The organism is Paenibacillus sp. FSL M7-1455, from assembly GCF_038004655.1.
Lineage (GTDB): Bacteria > Bacillota > Bacilli > Paenibacillales > Paenibacillaceae > Paenibacillus_AQ > Paenibacillus_AQ cookii.
Map to the genome: position 1 here is coordinate 4435001 of NZ_JBBORO010000001.1, position 17489 is coordinate 4452489.

At 54.1% G+C, this 17489-nt stretch carries 15 protein-coding genes, 2 rRNA genes and 1 other annotated feature (1 of these 18 cut by a window edge); all 17 genes read right to left on the reverse strand.

What is annotated here, in order from left to right:
* A 23S ribosomal RNA gene (locus NYE48_RS20455) occupies positions 1 to 291 on the reverse strand; it reaches 2757 nt to the left of the window's first position.
* 436 nt (positions 292 to 727) lie between these two features.
* A 16S ribosomal RNA gene (locus NYE48_RS20460) occupies positions 728 to 2280 on the reverse strand.
* The 16S and 23S rRNA genes sit together here, the layout of an rRNA operon.
* Before the next feature lie 615 nt (positions 2281 to 2895).
* A complete protein-coding gene (locus tag NYE48_RS20465; protein ID WP_340999812.1) occupies positions 2896 to 4713 on the reverse strand; it encodes a LysM peptidoglycan-binding domain-containing protein in 1818 nt (605 codons plus the stop codon).
* Positions 4714 to 4884: 171 nt separating this feature from the next.
* Positions 4885 to 5766 carry a branched-chain-amino-acid transaminase gene (gene ilvE, locus NYE48_RS20470; protein ID WP_036713040.1) on the reverse strand — a complete coding sequence of 294 codons (882 nt, stop codon included), beginning with the start codon at positions 5764 to 5766 and terminating at the stop codon, positions 4885 to 4887.
* Between the two features lie 3 nt (positions 5767 to 5769).
* Positions 5770 to 6660, reverse strand: a complete 891-nt coding sequence (pheA, locus tag NYE48_RS20475) for a prephenate dehydratase (protein ID WP_340999813.1) — start codon at positions 6658 to 6660, stop codon at positions 5770 to 5772.
* Entirely contained in the window at positions 6657 to 7625 is a 969-nt protein-coding gene (gene thrB / locus NYE48_RS20480; RefSeq protein ID WP_340999814.1) for a homoserine kinase, read from the reverse strand. The genes pheA and thrB overlap by 4 nt, the downstream gene beginning before the upstream one ends.
* Positions 7622 to 8692, reverse strand: coding sequence for a threonine synthase (gene thrC, locus NYE48_RS20485; protein WP_340999815.1), 1071 nt, complete (start codon positions 8690 to 8692; stop codon positions 7622 to 7624). The genes thrB and thrC overlap by 4 nt, the downstream gene beginning before the upstream one ends.
* A 96-nt stretch (positions 8693 to 8788) precedes the next feature.
* Positions 8789 to 10075, reverse strand: a complete 1287-nt coding sequence (locus NYE48_RS20490) for a homoserine dehydrogenase (protein ID WP_036713037.1) — start codon at positions 10073 to 10075, stop codon at positions 8789 to 8791.
* 95 nt (positions 10076 to 10170) lie between these two features.
* Positions 10171 to 10608, reverse strand: coding sequence for an ACT domain-containing protein (locus NYE48_RS20495; protein ID WP_036713034.1), 438 nt, complete (start codon positions 10606 to 10608; stop codon positions 10171 to 10173).
* Positions 10609 to 10877: 269 nt separating this feature from the next.
* Positions 10878 to 12191: a GTPase ObgE gene (obgE, locus tag NYE48_RS20500; RefSeq protein WP_212952631.1), complete on the reverse strand. Its 1314-nt coding sequence runs from the start codon at positions 12189 to 12191 to the stop codon at positions 10878 to 10880.
* Positions 12192 to 12204: 13 nt separating this feature from the next.
* Positions 12205 to 12942, reverse strand: a complete 738-nt coding sequence (locus NYE48_RS20505; RefSeq protein WP_340999816.1) for a Spo0B domain-containing protein — start codon at positions 12940 to 12942, stop codon at positions 12205 to 12207.
* A gap of 278 nt (positions 12943 to 13220) precedes the next feature.
* Positions 13221 to 13532: a 50S ribosomal protein L27 gene (gene rpmA / locus NYE48_RS20510; RefSeq protein ID WP_036713030.1), complete on the reverse strand. Its 312-nt coding sequence runs from the start codon at positions 13530 to 13532 to the stop codon at positions 13221 to 13223.
* Positions 13533 to 13549: 17 nt separating this feature from the next.
* The gene (locus NYE48_RS20515) at positions 13550 to 13882 is read right to left on the reverse strand and encodes a ribosomal-processing cysteine protease Prp (protein ID WP_212952633.1); all 333 of its coding nucleotides are present in this window, start codon (positions 13880 to 13882) and stop codon (positions 13550 to 13552) included.
* Positions 13883 to 13896: 14 nt separating this feature from the next.
* On the reverse strand, positions 13897 to 14208 hold the full coding sequence (gene rplU, locus NYE48_RS20520; RefSeq protein ID WP_036713027.1) for a 50S ribosomal protein L21: 312 nt from the start codon (positions 14206 to 14208) through the stop codon (positions 13897 to 13899).
* Between the two features lie 12 nt (positions 14209 to 14220).
* Positions 14221 to 14301: a sequence feature (ribosomal protein L21 leader region), on the reverse strand.
* 63 nt (positions 14302 to 14364) lie between these two features.
* Complete coding sequence (locus NYE48_RS20525; RefSeq protein ID WP_212952635.1) at positions 14365 to 15609, reverse strand: Rne/Rng family ribonuclease; 1245 nt, start codon at positions 15607 to 15609, stop codon at positions 14365 to 14367.
* A 127-nt stretch (positions 15610 to 15736) separates the two neighbouring features.
* Positions 15737 to 16603: a M50 family metallopeptidase gene (locus tag NYE48_RS20530; protein ID WP_340999817.1), complete on the reverse strand. Its 867-nt coding sequence runs from the start codon at positions 16601 to 16603 to the stop codon at positions 15737 to 15739.
* Entirely contained in the window at positions 16596 to 17429 is an 834-nt protein-coding gene (locus tag NYE48_RS20535) for a M23 family metallopeptidase (protein WP_212952637.1), read from the reverse strand. The genes NYE48_RS20530 and NYE48_RS20535 overlap by 8 nt, the downstream gene beginning before the upstream one ends.
* Positions 17430 to 17489: the final 60 nt, after the last annotated feature.

Genomic DNA, 17489 nt, shown 5'->3' on the forward strand with positions numbered 1-17489 from the left:
CAGCAAGCTGACCGGTTTAGGCTAATCCGCGTTCGCTCGCCGCTACTGACGGAATCACTATTGTTTTCTCTTCCTCAGGGTACTTAGATGTTTCAGTTCCCCTGGTATGCCTCTTCACATCCTATGTATTCAGATGCGAGTGACTGACTATTACATCAGCCGGGTTTCCCCATTCGGACATCCCCGGATCAAAGCTTGCTTACAGCTCCCCGAGGCAGTATCGTTGTTCGCCACGTCCTTCATCGGCTCCTAGCGCCTAGGCATCCTCCGTGTGCTCTTAGTAGCTTAACCTTTGACTCCTGTTTGCCTCGCTTCGCTCCGTTGTTTTGTGCTTCGCACAAAGCCAAAGTCGCTCTCCGATTCAAACACTCGTCTGCTACCTTTATTACTTGGTCTTTCAATGAAGACACAAGCAGCTATGATGAATTTCAATTTGACGCGAAGCCAAATTTAAAATCATCAGAAAAGGATATTTCTAAAACGCAAATTCGTTTCGTTATCTAGTTTTCAAGGATCAACAATCAATTTTTCGGTTCATCACGGATGTGTGAATGAAAATTTGATTCAAATTCCAGTTTTTTCAACCGGATTTATATCATACCATCCTCAGCACTTCTTGTCACCAAGCAAGTTCTGGAAATCGTATGCGAGAGTTTGAACTCTCAAAACTGACCAACGAGTGAGATCATATTTGTACCGCTTCACTCAGAAGCGAGGTACTCCATAGAAAGGAGGTGATCCAGCCGCACCTTCCGATACGGCTACCTTGTTACGACTTCACCCCAATCATCTACCCCACCTTCGGCGGCTGGCTCCTTGCGGTTACCCCACCGACTTCGGGTGTTGTAAACTCTCGTGGTGTGACGGGCGGTGTGTACAAGACCCGGGAACGTATTCACCGCGGCATGCTGATCCGCGATTACTAGCAATTCCGACTTCATGCAGGCGGGTTGCAGCCTGCAATCCGAACTGAGACCAGCTTTGATAGGATTGGCTCCGTCTCGCGACTTCGCTTCCCGTTGTACTGGCCATTGTAGTACGTGTGTAGCCCAGGTCATAAGGGGCATGATGATTTGACGTCATCCCCGCCTTCCTCCGGTTTGTCACCGGCAGTCATTCTAGAGTGCCCACCTTAAAGTGCTGGCAACTAAAATCAAGGGTTGCGCTCGTTGCGGGACTTAACCCAACATCTCACGACACGAGCTGACGACAACCATGCACCACCTGTCTCCTCTGTCCCGAAGGCCGCCTCTATCTCTAGAGGATTCAGAGGGATGTCAAGACCTGGTAAGGTTCTTCGCGTTGCTTCGAATTAAACCACATACTCCACTGCTTGTGCGGGTCCCCGTCAATTCCTTTGAGTTTCAGTCTTGCGACCGTACTCCCCAGGCGGAATGCTTAATGTGTTAACTTCGGCACCAAGGGTATCGAAACCCCTAACACCTAGCATTCATCGTTTACGGCGTGGACTACCAGGGTATCTAATCCTGTTTGCTCCCCACGCTTTCGCGCCTCAGCGTCAGTTACAGCCCAGAAAGTCGCCTTCGCCACTGGTGTTCCTCCACATCTCTACGCATTTCACCGCTACACGTGGAATTCCACTTTCCTCTTCTGCACTCAAGTCACCCAGTTTCCAGTGCGAACTAGAGTTGAGCCCTAGCCTTAAACACCAGACTTAAGTGACCGCCTGCGCGCGCTTTACGCCCAATAATTCCGGACAACGCTTGCCCCCTACGTATTACCGCGGCTGCTGGCACGTAGTTAGCCGGGGCTTTCTTCTCAGGTACCGTCACTCGGATAGCAGTTACTCTACCCGACGTTCTTCCCTGGCAACAGAGCTTTACGATCCGAAAACCTTCATCACTCACGCGGCGTTGCTCCGTCAGGCTTTCGCCCATTGCGGAAGATTCCCTACTGCTGCCTCCCGTAGGAGTCTGGGCCGTGTCTCAGTCCCAGTGTGGCCGTTCACCCTCTCAGGTCGGCTACGCATCGTCGCCTTGGTGAGCCGTTACCTCACCAACTAGCTAATGCGCCGCAGGCCCATCCGTAAGTGACAGATTGCTCCGTCTTTCATTACCGCTCCATGCGAAGCGATAAATTATCCGGTATTAGCTACCGTTTCCGGTAGTTATCCCGGTCTTACGGGCAGGTTGCCTACGTGTTACTCACCCGTCCGCCGCTAACCAAGAGCGATCCGAAGATCGCTAAGGTCCGCTCGACTTGCATGTATTAGGCACGCCGCCAGCGTTCGTCCTGAGCCAGGATCAAACTCTCCATGAAAGTTGGAAGAATCTGCTCACCCGAAGGAGAGTAGCGTTCCAACAAAAAGTTTGTGACTCATTTTGAATCTGACGAGAATTTAATTCTCATTTGTGCTCCGCAAACCATCCAGCCATAGGCTTGAACCGGTTTGCTTCGCGTTTCGGTTTCGTTGCCGAAACCTCATATCTCACTCGTTGTTCAGTTTTCAAAGATCAAACATTTCGTTTTCGTCGTCGCCGTTGTGTTCAGCAGCAACTTTTATAATATATCATGGTTTCTCGAGATTTGCAAGCTTTTTTTGAAAATTTTTAATCTCTCAATTCCACTCGGCTTTTCATAGATTTCTTGGCCGGAATAATAATATAACATGCGTTTATTGTTTTTGACAAGTGTTTTTTTGAATAATTCATTTCCAAATTATAAAAGCCTGTAGCGGATCAACTGAATAGCCATTCCGTCTCCTCCTCTATTGGCCCAATGCCCGTTGGTAAGAGAGATGTTCATTTTAAAGCCTGCATATAAGGAGCAGACGAATGCCAAAACAAAATGCTCATCGATCTATCAACCATTAGTTTAGACCAATACAAAAAAAGAGCCGGACATCCATGTCCGGCCGTCATCTCTGCGGCTTCCTCATCCTTTGACCCAAGGATTTTTGCGTTTGGAAGATACGTTTTGTTTTTTGGATTTGTTCGGAATGGATTTATCGCGGGGCACCGTCGTGCTTCTTTTGCTGCTGTTTAACGTCTTAGCGGTTTTGGCGGGTTCTGCATCCGTTTGGCCCGAGTCCTCTTCTGCCTCAAAAGCCGGGTTTGGCGCCTGAACCGAATTTACCTCCGCGGAAGGCGCGGATTGAGGCTCCGTTTGCTGTAAAGGGGAGGCATACGTCTGGGTGCGGTTCCATATCGGATATTCCGTTCCACCAAATCCGGGGTACGGCATGTTCGGATTATGATAAGGCATATTCGCATTTGCATCATGATAAGGCATATTTGGATCGTGGAAAGGCATATTCGGTCCATGGCCATGAACGCCCAACGGCGCATTCGGGCCCGCTCCGTATCCGCCTACCAGCGGCACAGGCGCCGGGTAGGGATAACACCATGGCGGAAGCATGAAATGCGGATAGCAATAAGGATCGTAAGCTTGCGGCTCCACATAAGCCGGTTCAGGCGCATGATACACGGGAGCCGTTCCGGAGCAACCGCATGGATTAGACGCATAAACGGGTTCATAATAGGCCGGCGCCACCTGGTCATGATGATACGGCTGATTCGGTTGATAACTTACGGGAGATTGCGTATTGGGCTCGAAAGCGACCGGCGAAACTTGATTTTCCCAATGATGATCAAAGTGTCCGTTAGGATGTTGCATGGACGGGCTCACCCAGGATTGGTTAGGCGCATAGTGGTCTTCGGCCCCCTCCACAATCCCCGGGTATTTCGAAGATTTCCCATGGTAAGGCATGTCGTCGTAAGTATGCACGGCCTGAACCTCATCGTCGTAAGGCGTCGGATAATAAGCACCTGCTTCATGAACTGCCGTCGGGAACTGCATAAACGGATGATGGGCTCCGCCGAAATAAGGATCTCCTCCGCAGCCGCACGGCTCTTCCGCAACAGGTTTGAGGCCTGTCGGCTTTTTCTCGGAAAAGGGCATAATATTCGGAGTCGCGTTCGGTTCAACCATTTCCGGCATGATGTTTGGCGTCACGTTCGGCATGACATTGGGCATCACGTTTGGCATCGTCATTTCGGGCATTACGTTAGGCATTACGTTTGGCATTACATTCGGCATGGTCATTTCAGGCATCACATTGGGTTTTACGTTCGGAACGGTTGCCTCAGGCATGATATTCGGGGTTATGTTTTCCGGCATCACGTTCGGCATCACGTTCGGGAGTTCCGGCATCAGATTGGGGAGCGGTACGCTAGGCAGTTCGGATAGCTGCTGGGGCTGCGTCGGCTTCGGAGCCGTCGTTTCGGCTTTAGGGGCAGTGATTTCTTCTTTCGGACCGGTAAAAGCCTTTCCGCCGGGTTGGAGTTTCTCATGCTGCACATTGGCATGTTCGTTGGCGTTGGAGCCTGGATTCGGGTGATCGTTCGTTCCCGGGTTGCCTTTTGTTTTCGGAATATTCACCACTTCGCCCACGAGCAGTGCATTCGGATTTTTGAGCTGGGGATTGGCGTCGATCATTTCCTTCAAGGAAACGCCCCAAGCCTTCGACAGCTTCCACAGCGTGTCTCCTTGCTTCACGACATGTTTATGGATGATTTGATCTTGGCTTGGCACCTGCACCGGTTTTGCGGGAATTTTCACCTTTTGCCCGACCTGCAGCTGATTCGGGTCCGCAATTTGCGGATTGGCGTCGATGATTTTTTCCAGGGGAATGTCGTACTTTTTGGAAAGCTCATATAAAGTGTCGCCACTTTTTACGATGTGTATCTTCACGCGGCAAATACCTCCTAAACTCTAATAGGCGCATGAATCGTCCGCCCTTCGTTACTACATCTTATGCAGAGGATGGGCGAATGACATCCCCAACGACAAAAAAATCCTTCCATGAGCTTGTCATGAAAGGATTTTTTGCGAACGGGCGCGCATAAACCGGGCGCCGGACGACTATTCCCACACTTTGTAGCCGTCTTGAGTCACCGCTTTGCGGAACTCTTCGAGCAGCTTCAGCGTAATCGGACCTGCTTCGCCGTTGCCGATGATCCGTCCGTCGATTTCGCGGGCTGCGATCACTTCTGCGGCCGTACCCGTGAAAAAGACTTCATCGGCGATGTATACGTCATGCATCGTAAACGGCTCTTCCTTCAGCTTGTAGCCGAGCTTTTCGCACAATTCGATAATCGCCATGCGCGTGATGCCTTCGAGTGCCCCGAGGTAGCAAGGCGGAGTGTAAACGACGCCTCGTTTGACGATAAAAATGTTGTCGCCGGAGCCTTCGGTCACGTAACCTTGCGCATTCATCATGATCGCTTCGTCCGCTTCCGCCAGGTTCGACTGGATTTTCACCAAAATATTGTTCAGGTAGTTCAAGGATTTGATCTTCGGATTCAAAGCGTCCGGCAAATTGCGGCGCGTCGATACCGACACGGCACGCAGGCCCTTTTTGTAGGCTTCTTCCGAATAGATCGCAAGCTGTTCCACGATGATGAGCACCGTCGGTTTCGGGCAGCGTCTCGGATCAAGGCCCAAATTGCCTGCTCCGCGGGAAACGACGAGGCGGATGTATCCGTTTCTCATGTCGTTGCGGCGGATCGTTTCCGCCATCGCTTCGCGCATTTCCTCGAACGTCAGCGGAATGTTGAGATCGATCGATTTTGCGGAATCGTACAGACGCTCCAAGTGTTCATCGCATTTAAAAATATTGCCTTCATAGATGCGGATGCCCTCAAATATACCGTCGCCATACAAAAAACCATGGTCGAACACCGATACCTTCGCGTTTTCTTTGGTGACGAATTCACCATCCAAATAGATCCACTGCTCTGACATAAACTACAGCACCTCCGATATTAATTCCTGATACGTATAGCTTGGATAGGAACCGAGCACGCGCACCTGGCAGCCCAAAGCCTCGATCTCTCCGATCGCCGCCGTCAGCAGCACGGATTCCACCGATTCAAGAACATCGATATAAAAATAATAACTTCCGAGCTTTTTCTTCGTCGGACGGGATTCGATGCGGGACAGGTTCAGCCGTCTCCATGCGAAAGCCGCGAGAACCTGATGCAGCGCACCGGCAAAATCCTCCGGAAGCGTGACCAGAATGCTCGTTTTCATCTGCTTGACGGGCTTCGGCAGCTTGTCGAGCGCTTCTTTGCCGATCAAAATGAACCGCGTGTAATTGTTGTCATGGTCCGTTACCCGTTCCGCCAAAACGTCCAGCTTGTGCGTCGCGGCTCCAAGTTTGGTGCCGATGGCCGCCAGCCCCTGTCCCGGATTGCTTTTGACGATCCCGATCGCTTCCGTCGTGCTCCCCGCATTGACCAGTTCCGCCTGGGGCATATGCTTGCGGATGAACTGCTGGCACTGGGCCGTCGCCACGGGATGGGACAAAATCTTTTGAATGCGCGCAAAGTCCAGTTCCCCGGATTCCGCTAGGAACTCCTCCCGGTCTCCGACCAGGTTTTGAATCGACGGATAGACCCATTCGACCTGCATCGGTATGTCCACTTCGTTGACGAGCCAATCCATATGAAGGCTGACCGATCCTTCGATCGTATTTTCGATGGGAATGACGCTGTAATCCGTTTTTCCATGGACCGTCGACAAAAACACGTCGGAGATCAGCTTGTGGTACACGAGTTCCGCCGGTTCGCCCCCAAGCAGCTGCGCAACGGCCTCGTGCGACACCGATCCTTCAGGCAATAATGCTATTCGCTTCATGCGTTTACTTCCCCTTCTATCATGTCCATAAATGAGCCTGTCGACATGCTGCCGATCAGACGGGCACCTTCGCGGTCGGGAACCAGCCATCGTGCAGATGCGCTGATGCCCTCGGCCTTCATCGTATTCAGGAGATAAGACTCCAGTTCCTTTTTCCGCAGCGAATGGCGATCGACGAGCGCAAGCAGCGTCGGGCCAGCCCCGCTGAGCGCGATGCCCAAAGCGCCGTGCTCCACGGCCCGCTCCAAGATTTCGGACATCCCCGGGACGAGCCCCGCCCGGTACGGCTGATGAAGGCGGTCGGACATCGCCCGGCCGATCAGGTCGAGCCTGCCCTGGGCCAAAGCGGCCACCAGCAGCGAAGACCTGCTGATATTGTAGACCGCATCCTTCCGGCCGATCTTTTCGGGAAGCACTTTTCTCGCCTCGGACGTCTTCAATTGAAAATCCGGAATGACGACGAGGACCTCCAGATCCTCATGCGGCTCCATCCGGACGTAATCGGCATGTTCGCCGTCCCAAACCGCCGTAATGAACCCGCCGAATAGCGACGCTCCGACATTGTCCGGATGATCCTCGATCGCCGTCGCCATATCCAGAAGCCTTGCGTCCGGCAATGGCGATCCGATCAAGGCATTCGCGGCATAAAGCGCGCCGACGATGGCGGATGCGCTGCTGCCGAGCCCCCGGGTCAGCGGAATGTCCGAATACATCGATATTTCCAGCTCGGGCAAATGGACGCCCGCTTCGCGGAACACCATTTGGGCGACCTGATAGACGAGATTGTTTTTATCCTTCGGGATCCCTTCCATTTCGTTACCGTACAACCGAATCGCCGTTTCGTCCGCTTCCTTCATCCCGATCCATGCGTACAATGACAAGGCCATGCCCAACGTGTCAAACCCCGGACCGAGATTTGCGGTGCTGGCAGGAATCCTTACGTATACGCCTTCCGGTCTGATCATGCCGTAGCCTCTTCCAGCTTCGCGATGGCTTCCATGACGGCTTCTTCGGTGTCGGGCACAACAAGCGGATCGGCGTTGACGGTTTGGAGGGCGACGTTCGGATCTTTCAGGCCGTTGCCTGTCAGGACGCAGACGACGGTTTCGCCGCCTTGGAAATATCCTTCCCGTTTCAGCTTCAGCACGCCGGCTACCGATGCGGCGGATGCCGGTTCGGCAAATACGCCTTCGCGGGAGGCGATCAGACGGTAAGCTTCCAAAATTTCGTCGTCCGTCACGTAGTTGATTTGTCCGCCGGATTCTTCCGCCGCGGCGACCGCCGTTTTCCAGCTTGCCGGGTTGCCGATCCGGATCGCCGTCGCGATCGTTTCCGGCTCGAGAATCGGTTCGCCCTTCACGATCGCCATGGCGCCTTCCGCTTCGAAACCGACCATTTTCGGCAGGGAGGACGCTTTGCCTGCGGCATGGTATTCTTTGAACCCTTTCCAATAAGCCGAAATGTTGCCCGCGTTGCCGACGGGAATGGCCAGCACGTCAGGCGCTTTCCCGAGCTGGTCGACCACCTCGAACGCAGCCGTTTTCTGCCCTTCGATGCGGTACGGGTTCACCGAGTTGACGAGCGTGATCGGATGTTTGGCCGTAATTTCGCGCACGATTTCCAGCGCGCGGTCGAAGTTGCCCTCGATGGCGATGACCTTCGCCCCGTAAATCATCGCCTGCGCCAGTTTGCCCAGGGCGATGTTGTTGTTCGGAATGAGCACGATGCAGTTGAGCCCGGCGCGAGCGGCGTATGCTGCCGCAGCCGCGGACGTATTGCCGGTCGAGGCGCACATGATGGTGCGGCTGCCCTCTTCCACCGCCTTGGCAACGGCCATGACCATGCCGCGGTCCTTAAACGAGCCGGTAGGGTTCAAGCCTTCGTATTTGAAATGCAGATCCAGCCCGAGCTCCTCCGACAGATTCACCGCGCGGATGAGCGGCGTGTTGCCTTCCTTCAGCGTAAGCAACGGCGTGTTTTCATTGACGGGCAGGTATGGTTTGTACGTTTGAAGCAGTCCTTGGTATGACATTTTGGTATGGCTCCTTTGTTCTTTGTTCAGGATTTGCGAAAAATCCTTTATATATAAGCGGATCATGAAGCGCTGGTACGAATGCCGCAGAAGGTTTTACCCTTCCACGCGGTACACGCTTTTGATCTTGCGGATGACGTCAAGTCCTTCAAAATGCTGAAGCACCTTGTCCATGCTTGCTTTGCTGGCATTGTGGGTAACGATAATGATTTCCGCTTCCGGGTTCAGTTCGTTCGGCTGCTGGACCACGGACTCCAGGCTGACGCCGAACTCCGCGAATACTTGGGTGATTTTCGCCAGCACGCCGGCTTTGTCGTCCACATGAAGCAGAATGAAATTTTTGAATGCGATTTGCTCGTCGTTTTTCAGCTTTTTCGGTTTGTACGGCACGATCGCTTTCAGGCCGTTGACGCCAAGCTTCAGGTTTTTGATCACGGCCACCAAATCCGCCACGACGGAAGTCGCCGTCGGCATTTCTCCCGCGCCGGCCCCGTAAAACATCGTCTCGCCCACGGCTTCGCCGTAAACGTACACCGCGTTAAACACGCCGCCCACGGATGCAATGGGATGTCCCTTCCGAACCATCGTCGGCTGTACGCTGATGCTTACATGATCGTCTTCCCGGTCGGCGATGCCGAGCAATTTCATTTCGTATCCCAGCCGTTTTGCGTATGCGATGTCTTCCTTCGAGACCTGGGAAATTCCGCGCACGCTGACGTCTTTCAGCTCCACGTTGGTACGGAAGCCAAGCGTTCCCAGGATGGCCATCTTGCGGGCCGCGTCCAAGCCTTCCACGTCCGAGGTCGGATCCGCTTCCGCGTACCCGAGCTTCTGGGCTTCTTCCAGCACGGCTTCGTAGGATGCCCCTTCCTGGCTCATTTTCGATAAAATAAAGTTCGTCGTTCCGTTTACGATCCCCATAATCTTCAGAATGCGGTCGGACGAAAAACCTTCGATCAGCGTCCGGATAATCGGAATGCCCCCGGCAACGCTTGCTTCGTAAAACACGTCGCACTGCTTTTCCTGGGCCTTGGCCAAAATCTCCGAGCCGTGCAGCGCCATCAGATCCTTGTTGGCCGTGACGATATGCTTGCCGCGGTCCAAAGCTTCGAGGATGTAATCCTTCGTATGATCGATGCCTCCCATGACCTCCACGACGACGTCGATTTCGGGGTCCCGGATCACCTCCCATGGATCTTCGGTCAGCTTGTTTTTGTCCACGGTAATGCTGCGGGTTTTGTCGCTGTTTTTTACGGCGATTTTTTCAATGATGATCGGGGAACCCACCTGACTGCTCAAATCCTCTTGATGGCCCTCCACGATTCTGACGACGCCCGTCCCCACGGTGCCGAGACCCAATAAACCCACTTTAACCGGCTTCATTCCCTCTCCTCCTGTTACATGCGTGCATTTCTTTTTTTACTGTTAACCTAGGTTTTTGCATGTCAAGCGACGTTCCATTTAGGCGAATCCGAAAATCAGCCTTGACCGATCAGGTTCGCGCGTTTAACGCCGGCGCAGTCCCGCAAGCTTTCGAGCAAATCCCCGAGCTCTTCGCTAATGCGGGAAACCTCGACGGAAATGACGACGTTGGCGATTCCCTGCAGCGGAATGCTCTGATTGATCGTCAAGACGTTGCCGCCAAAACCCGCCACGAGGCTCAGCACCTTCGACAACATCCCGGAGCGGTGCTCCATGTCCATCGAGATCGTTACGATCCGCTCCCTTTCCAGCTGGTTGATCATGTGGATGCCGTCCTTGTATTTGTAAAATGCGCTGCGGCTCATGCCGACCTGCTCCACAGCCTCATGCACCGTCTTTGCGTCGCCGGCGGCAAGGAGCTGCTTTACCTGCATCGTTTTGACCACCGCTTCAGGCAAAATATCTTCCCGGACCAAATAATAGCGTTCTTTCACGAACGTCCTCTCCTCAAAGACTGATGTATTCATATAGTGGACATTATAAAGAATTGCATCCAGAGGGTCAATAGATTTGCGCCTTTTTGTCCAGAAGAATACAATAATAGCGCTTACTTGGCAAGAAGGATGTTTTATGTACCCCGATCGCGGTAACACTCGGGTATGAAAAAAGCCGCTCAAGAGCGCGTCGCGCGCCCTTTAACGGCTTTGGTTCGAAATTGTCCCAGGCAGCCCCGGGGGCCGCCCATCTGTTGCGGAGTCCGCCTTTAATAGTAGCTGCTGCCTTCGACGAATTCGAATTCGAAATCGGCGATCCGGACGATCGTCCCTTCCACCGCTCCGCGTTTGCGCAGCTCGTCGTCGATGCCCATATGGCGCATCGTCCGGGCAAGCTTCAGAATCGCCTCATGCGAATTCATCTGCAGCCGCTTCAGCATGCGTTCGATTTTTTCGCTGTGAACGACAAAGGCTTCGTTATCCCGCGTAATCGTAAACGCGTTGTCGTCGTCTTTCCTGTTCAGCTTGTACACTTTTCTTTCGGCCGTCTCGGCGACTTCCTCGACGTGAACCTCCTGCGGGATCGCATCCAGGATATCGGCCGCCCGGTAAAGAAGCTCCTGCACCCCTTGACGGGTCAAGGAAGAGATCGGCATGATTTCGATGTCCGGTCTCAGCTTGCCCACCTGCTCGCGGAAGTTTTTCAGGTTGGCCTCCGCATCCGGCATGTCCATTTTGTTCGCGGCGACGATTTGCGGCCGTTCGGCCAGGGTCGCGTTGTACAGCTTCAACTCGTCGTTGATTTTCACCCAGTCCTCAAACGGGTCGCGCCCTTCGGATCCCGCCATGTCCACCACATGGATGATGATCCGCGTACGTTCCACATGGCGCAAAAACTCATGCCCCAGTCCGACGCCTTGGTGAGCGCCTTCGATCAGGCCCGGCAAGTCCGCCATCACGAAACTGCGGCCGTCGCCGACCTCCACCATCCCGAGATTCGGCGTGATCGTCGTAAAATGGTATGCGCCGATTTTCGGCTGGGCAGCGGATACGACGGAAAGCAGCGTGGATTTGCCCACGCTCGGAAACCCGACAAGCCCTACGTCGGCCATCACCTTCAGCTCCATCACGAGGTAACGCTCCTCGCCCTCTTCTCCATGCTCGGCAAGCTCCGGAGCCGGATTGTTCGGCGTGGCGAACCGGATGTTGCCCCGTCCGCCCCGTCCGCCGCGGGCTACCACGACTTGCTGTCCATGGCGGACCATGTCGGCGAGCACTTCGCCCGTATCATCATCGATCAGCACGGTCCCCGGAGGGATGCGCACGATCAAATTTTCCGCATTGGCGCCATGCTGGCTTTTGTTCCGTCCTTTTTCCCCGCGTTTGGCCTTGAAATGCCGCTGGTAACGGAAATCCATCAACGTGCGCAAACCTTCGTCGACGCGGAAAATGACGTCCCCGCCCTTTCCGCCGTCGCCGCCGGCAGGCCCGCCTTCAGGCACGTATTTCTCCCGGCGGAAAGCGATCAAACCGTCGCCCCCATCGCCGCCTTTTACGTAAACTTTCGCTTTATCTACAAACATGACTTCACCTTCCTCATGACTCACACGGCACGCGTAACAGAAACGAAGCCTGGGAGGGATGAAGCTGCTCCGCTTTCATTCGTTTGCCTTGTACCACATTATAAATTTGCTGCTTCAATAATTCCGGGTCCCCCATGGGGCCTTCCCCTTCAAAACCTACGACGATTTCCGGACCGTTCTGGCGCAGGCTCAGATACAGTTTGCGGGTGTCCGCCCAAGACGCCTTCCCCCCGGCCTGGTAAGCCCGGACGGTCTCCATGATGACGGCCGCCAGATCGGCGCCGTCCCTCGGGCTCAATTTATCGAGCTGAATGTCCTGATCCACGTCGACCTCAAGCTCCAAGTCGCTGTTTGCAGTCCGGAACGACTGCAGAAAGAACACGAGAGACGGGATGCCCAGCTTCGAAATTTTGCTTTCCCGGTTCATCCGTACCTTTATTCTTTCCACACACTCCACAGCTTTATCAATTTTTCCGAGCCGGATATAACCATACAAAATCTGCAGGTCGTTCATCCAATCATGGCGATGGTGGTTCAGCGTCCTTATGGCGCTTTCTTCGAAGCCTCGAAGCAGCGTTTGCCGCTCCTCCTCCTGCCTGCGGCTCATGATGACGAAACCTCCGGCCAAAGCCGCAGCCACCCACAACATCAGCACGATGCTCCAGATGAACGACTTGTCCCGCACCACGAAATACAAAGGAACGACTACAGATGCGGCGATTATAGCCAATATGCATTTCCAGGATTTCAAATGGCCTCTCCCCATTCCTGATCACCGATCATCCTTACATCAATTACCAGTATACCACAGCAATCCTCGGTTGTTCATCCACCCGTTCAAAACTTAAACGACCCGATCCGTAAATCCGGAAGGCGTTCCACGCAAATCCGGCCGGCCTTCGCTCCGATGCCGACGCATCTGCCCTTGGCGGAATCGTATCGGCATAAATCCCAACTGTTAAAAAAAAGCCCTCGGCAAGCACTGCCGAAGGCTCTTCTTGTGTATCAACCCGTGATCCGCGAAGACACTTACGCTTCCACTGCTGCCGCTACCGGAGCAGCATCAACAGGGTAGACGCTCACTTTTTTGCGGTCGCGGCCCCAACGTTCGAATTTCACGACGCCGTCCACTTTTGCAAACAAAGTATCGTCTTTACCGATGCCCACGTTCGTACCAGGATGAATTTTCGTTCCGCGTTGGCGAACCAAGATGCTTCCGCCGGTAACGGTTTGTCCGTCAGCACGCTTTACGCCAAGGCGTTTCGCTTCACTGTCACGTCCGTTTTTCGTGGAACCCACACCTTTTTTCGATGCGAACAATTGAAGATTCAACTTTAACATGTTGTCTACCTCCTTCTTTAATTAGTCACTTCTTTTATTTGAATATACGTCCCGTATGATTCTGCGATCGAATTCAGCATGACGACCATGGACTCGAGCAGCAGCTGCGACCGCGGATCCGTGCCTTGTTCTCTGTCAACCGGAAAATAAGCGCTCAGAAACCCGTCTTTCATTCTGCTGTCCATCACGGTTCCGGTCAGTTCCTCAAGCGAGTTCACGGTTCCGACGGTGACCGCCGATACGCCGGCGCACACGATATCCTCTCCGTGTTTCGCAAAGTTCGCATGACCTTTCACCTCGAAGCCATGGATGCTTCCATCCTTGCGTCGTAGTATGCGCACTTGTATCAAAGGAGCGCACCTTCTTACGCTTGGATTTTTTCGATGGTTACTTTAGTGTAAGGTTGACGATGGCCTTGTTTCTTGTGGTAGTTCTTTTTAGGTTTGTATTTGTATACAACAACCTTTTGACCTTTGCCATGTCTCTCCACTTTTGCGGTTACGGATGCGCCGGATACGACTGGCGTACCAGCTACCAAACCGTTGTCACCGGATACAGCCAGAACACGGTCGAAAGTCACGCTTTCGCCGTCGCCTGCATTCAGTTTTTCGATGTACAATACGTCGCCCTCTTGAACTTTGTATTGTTTGCCGCCAGTTTCGATAATTGCGTACATTGCTTGCACCTCCTCATGTCTCAGACTCGCCTGATCCAGGTGGCCTCCCGAAGGCTGCGCTTGTTGACCCGACCGGAGCGGTTACAGCATGTGACAAGCATTTGAGAGAAACACTGGACACATACTCATAGATATTAACATAACAACGGAACCAAGTCAATGGATGCCCAGAAGGCTGATCCGCCCCGTGCCGTCGCAGTGGTCACAAGGCTTCGCCTGAAGCATCGCCGTGTCGTCCCTGACCTTCTTGCGCGTCAATTCAAGCAGGCCGAGCTTGGTCCAGCCGACCACGTGGCTTTTCGTGCGGTCCTTGCTCATGCCGGCTTCAAGCCTGTCCACGACCTCTTGCCGGTGTTTTTCCTGCTCCATGTCGATAAAGTCGACGATGATGATGCCGCCGGCGTCGCGGAGCCGGATCAGCCTGGCAATCTCCTCGGCGGCCTGCAGGTTGATCCTCGTCACCGTATCCTCAAGGCTTTCCCCGCCGGTATACTTGCCCGTATTCACGTCGACGACGGTGAGCGCCTCCGTCTGATCCCATATGATCGAACCGCCGCTTTCCAAAATGACTTTGCGCGAAAAATCCCGCTCGATCTGTTCCTGGATGCCAAACGCTTTAAAAATATGCTCCTGCCCTTGGTACACGTTCACGGGCAAGTGGCTGCCGTGGGCGATTTCCTCCAGGAACGCCTCCGCTTCCTTCGCTTCCTTGGCGTTGTCGATCTGAAGCTGGTCATGCTGCGGGTCAAACACGTCCCGGATAAACCGCTGCACGATGCTCAAATCGCGGTGCAAAAGCGCGGGCGCTGCAGCAGCCTCGGCGCGCTTCTGAATGGCGGCCCACTGCTCGCGCAGCAGGGCGAGATCGCCGAAGATCGCGTCCGGATGTTCTTCCTCGGATACCGTCCGCATGATAACGCCTTCGCCCTTCTGACGGATCTCTTCCCCCAGCATTTTAAGGCGGCTGCGCTCCTGGTCCTTGCTTACCTTTTTCGAAACGGCGACATAGTCCGCATTGGGCATAAAAACAACCCACCGGCCCGGAAGCGAATAATGCGTGGTCACGCGGGGCCCCTTGCTGCCAAGCGGCTCCTTCATCACCTGGACGACGATTTCCTGACCTACCCGCAGCAGCGTCTCGATCGGCGGTTTCTCCTTCGGCTGCTTTTCCAGGTTCGGATGCAGCACGTCATCGACATATAAAAACGCGTTTTTTTTATGCCCGATATCCACAAACGCCGCCTGCATGCCGGGAAGCACATTGACGACGCGTCCTTTATAAAAGCTGCCCACCAGTCCGTGGTTTTGGCTGCGTTCGGCCGCAAACTCCACCAGCTTGCCTTCCTCCAAGAGGGCCATCTGCGTCAGTTTCGGTTCACAATGAACAATCATTTGTTTCATGGCTTCACCCCTGCCAGAAGACATTTACATCCCATATTACCATGAAATCTCCTTTTTAGCTCCAAAGCTCTATTTCGGGATTGCCCCCATTTTAGTCTCGCCGCATGTTTCCAGCAGCCCGACCGGTTCACCGCGGCAGCGTTGGGCGCTCCGTGGCAAAATAAGCCGAAATCAGGCGCTGTTCGGGAAGCATGGCGATCACGCCCCCTTGTTTGTTCATCACATAAACGACATGGTACTTCCCTCTTTTAAATAGACGCAAAATGCTGTCCAAATGTTTCGCCTGATCGGCAATGATCGGCTGGGCAAACCCGCCTTTCCTGGCGGCCGCGTCGTACCCCCTCTCCCGGTTCATGAGAAATCGCGTAAAACGGAAGGGAATATGGCGGTAATCCACCCAGTTGGAATAGAGAAGAAATACGCCGATCATCAACAGATTAAGCTGGACCTTCGCTTCGCCCTGCAAAAGCGGAAAAACCGAGACCAGCACAACGGCTGCGCTGCCCGCAAGGCTGATTCGGGAGGACCAGAGCAGCGTTTGGTGGTAAGGAAACAGCAGGCTGGCGGCGGCATGCAGGATTTTCCCCCCGTCCAGCGGAAGGATCGGCAGCAGGTTGAAGATGGCGATCATGGCGTTGCCGTAAACGACATAAGACAAAAAGGCGCCGTTTCCCCAGCCGGCCTCGCGCAGCAGGAGCACGCCGCCGATCATCGCCGCGTTCATCGCCGGTCCGGCGAGGGCGATGCCGATCTCCTTCCAGGCCGTCAGCTGGCCATGGTCCTCGATTTCGACCACCCCGCCGAACGGAAGCATCTGAACCGAGCGGATGCGGACGCCGCTCAGCAGCGCGGCGGCAAGATGGCCCAGCTCATGGATGAACACGATCGCAAATAAGACGATCAGCTCGAGAAAATGCCCCGTCATGACGGAAAACAGCATCAGAATGACAAAAAAAGGATGCAGCGACAACGTGATGCCCCGGATGTTAATCAATGGGAATCACGTCCGCCGGGTCCACGTAGTCGCCATCCTCCTTCATGGACAAAAACAAGGTCGGCGTCTCCCCTTCCGCTGCGGCCTGCAATTGGCCGATCACGTCCCCGCCTTCGACCCAGTCGTTTTTTTGCAAACGCGTTTTGGCCAAATGCCCATAGGATACCACCAACTTGCCGGTATGCTGGATCGTCACGGTGATGCCGGATTCGGCGCTGCCGGAGATGTCGATGACGCGGCCCGTCTCCACGCTTTTGACGTCAGGCGGCAAGCCGGTTCCGTTTTTCGGGGCAATCTCCACGCCCTTCAAGTTCACGGCGAACGATTGGACGATATCGCCTTCCATCGGCGGATACAGCGATTTGGAAGCATTGACTTTGAGCGGCGATGTCTGGTTTTGCTTGAAAATCGGGATAAACGCCGGCGCTTCGCCGAAGTGGGATTCGTACCAGGCTTCGACCGCCTGGAAGTCCATCTCGCGGTTCAGCGACTGCATGACGTAATCCTGGATTTTCGTGCTCCAAGGCTGAGGATATTGGAAAAGGCCCCAGATCAGGCCAAACAAAATAACGCTGAAAAACACGCGCCACATAAAACCTGAAACGAAACGGGATTTATGGTAAGACGGGCCGCCGCCTTTGGCATGCTCTTTTTTCCAGACCTTCTCGGGATCGGGCTCCGGCGCAAGCGGCTCCGGCAGCCGGCCTTTGTTCCATAACGGTTGTTCCTGAACGGGCTGCGGCGACGGGGGGGCCGGTTCCTCGCGAAGCAGAAGATCCCGGATGCGCTCTTCCCTGCGCTGTTTGATGGAAGATTTGATGTCCATGGTTTGCGTTCCCCTTTCGAGGCTTGTTTTTATTCTATTTTATGAGGGGATGTCCCGAAT

Bases quoted from the DNA above. Each gene is read 5' to 3' on its own strand.
- ilvE (WP_036713040.1), bottom strand. From the start codon at position 5,766: ATGTCAGAGCAGTGGATCTATTTGGATGGTGAATTCGTCACCAAAGAA.
- pheA (WP_340999813.1), bottom strand. From the start codon at position 6,660: ATGAAGCGAATAGCATTATTGCCTGAAGGATCGGTGTCGCACGAGGCC.
- thrB (WP_340999814.1), bottom strand. From the start codon at position 7,625: ATGATCAGACCGGAAGGCGTATACGTAAGGATTCCTGCCAGCACCGCA.
- thrC (WP_340999815.1), bottom strand. From the start codon at position 8,692: ATGTCATACCAAGGACTGCTTCAAACGTACAAACCATACCTGCCCGTC.
- NYE48_RS20490 (WP_036713037.1), bottom strand. From the start codon at position 10,075: ATGAAGCCGGTTAAAGTGGGTTTATTGGGTCTCGGCACCGTGGGGACG.
- obgE (WP_212952631.1), bottom strand. From the start codon at position 12,191: ATGTTTGTAGATAAAGCGAAAGTTTACGTAAAAGGCGGCGATGGGGGC.
- rpmA (WP_036713030.1), bottom strand. From the start codon at position 13,532: ATGTTAAAGTTGAATCTTCAATTGTTCGCATCGAAAAAAGGTGTGGGT.
- rplU (WP_036713027.1), bottom strand. From the start codon at position 14,208: ATGTACGCAATTATCGAAACTGGCGGCAAACAATACAAAGTTCAAGAG.
- NYE48_RS20525 (WP_212952635.1), bottom strand. From the start codon at position 15,609: ATGAAACAAATGATTGTTCATTGTGAACCGAAACTGACGCAGATGGCC.
- NYE48_RS20535 (WP_212952637.1), bottom strand. From the start codon at position 17,429: ATGGACATCAAATCTTCCATCAAACAGCGCAGGGAAGAGCGCATCCGG.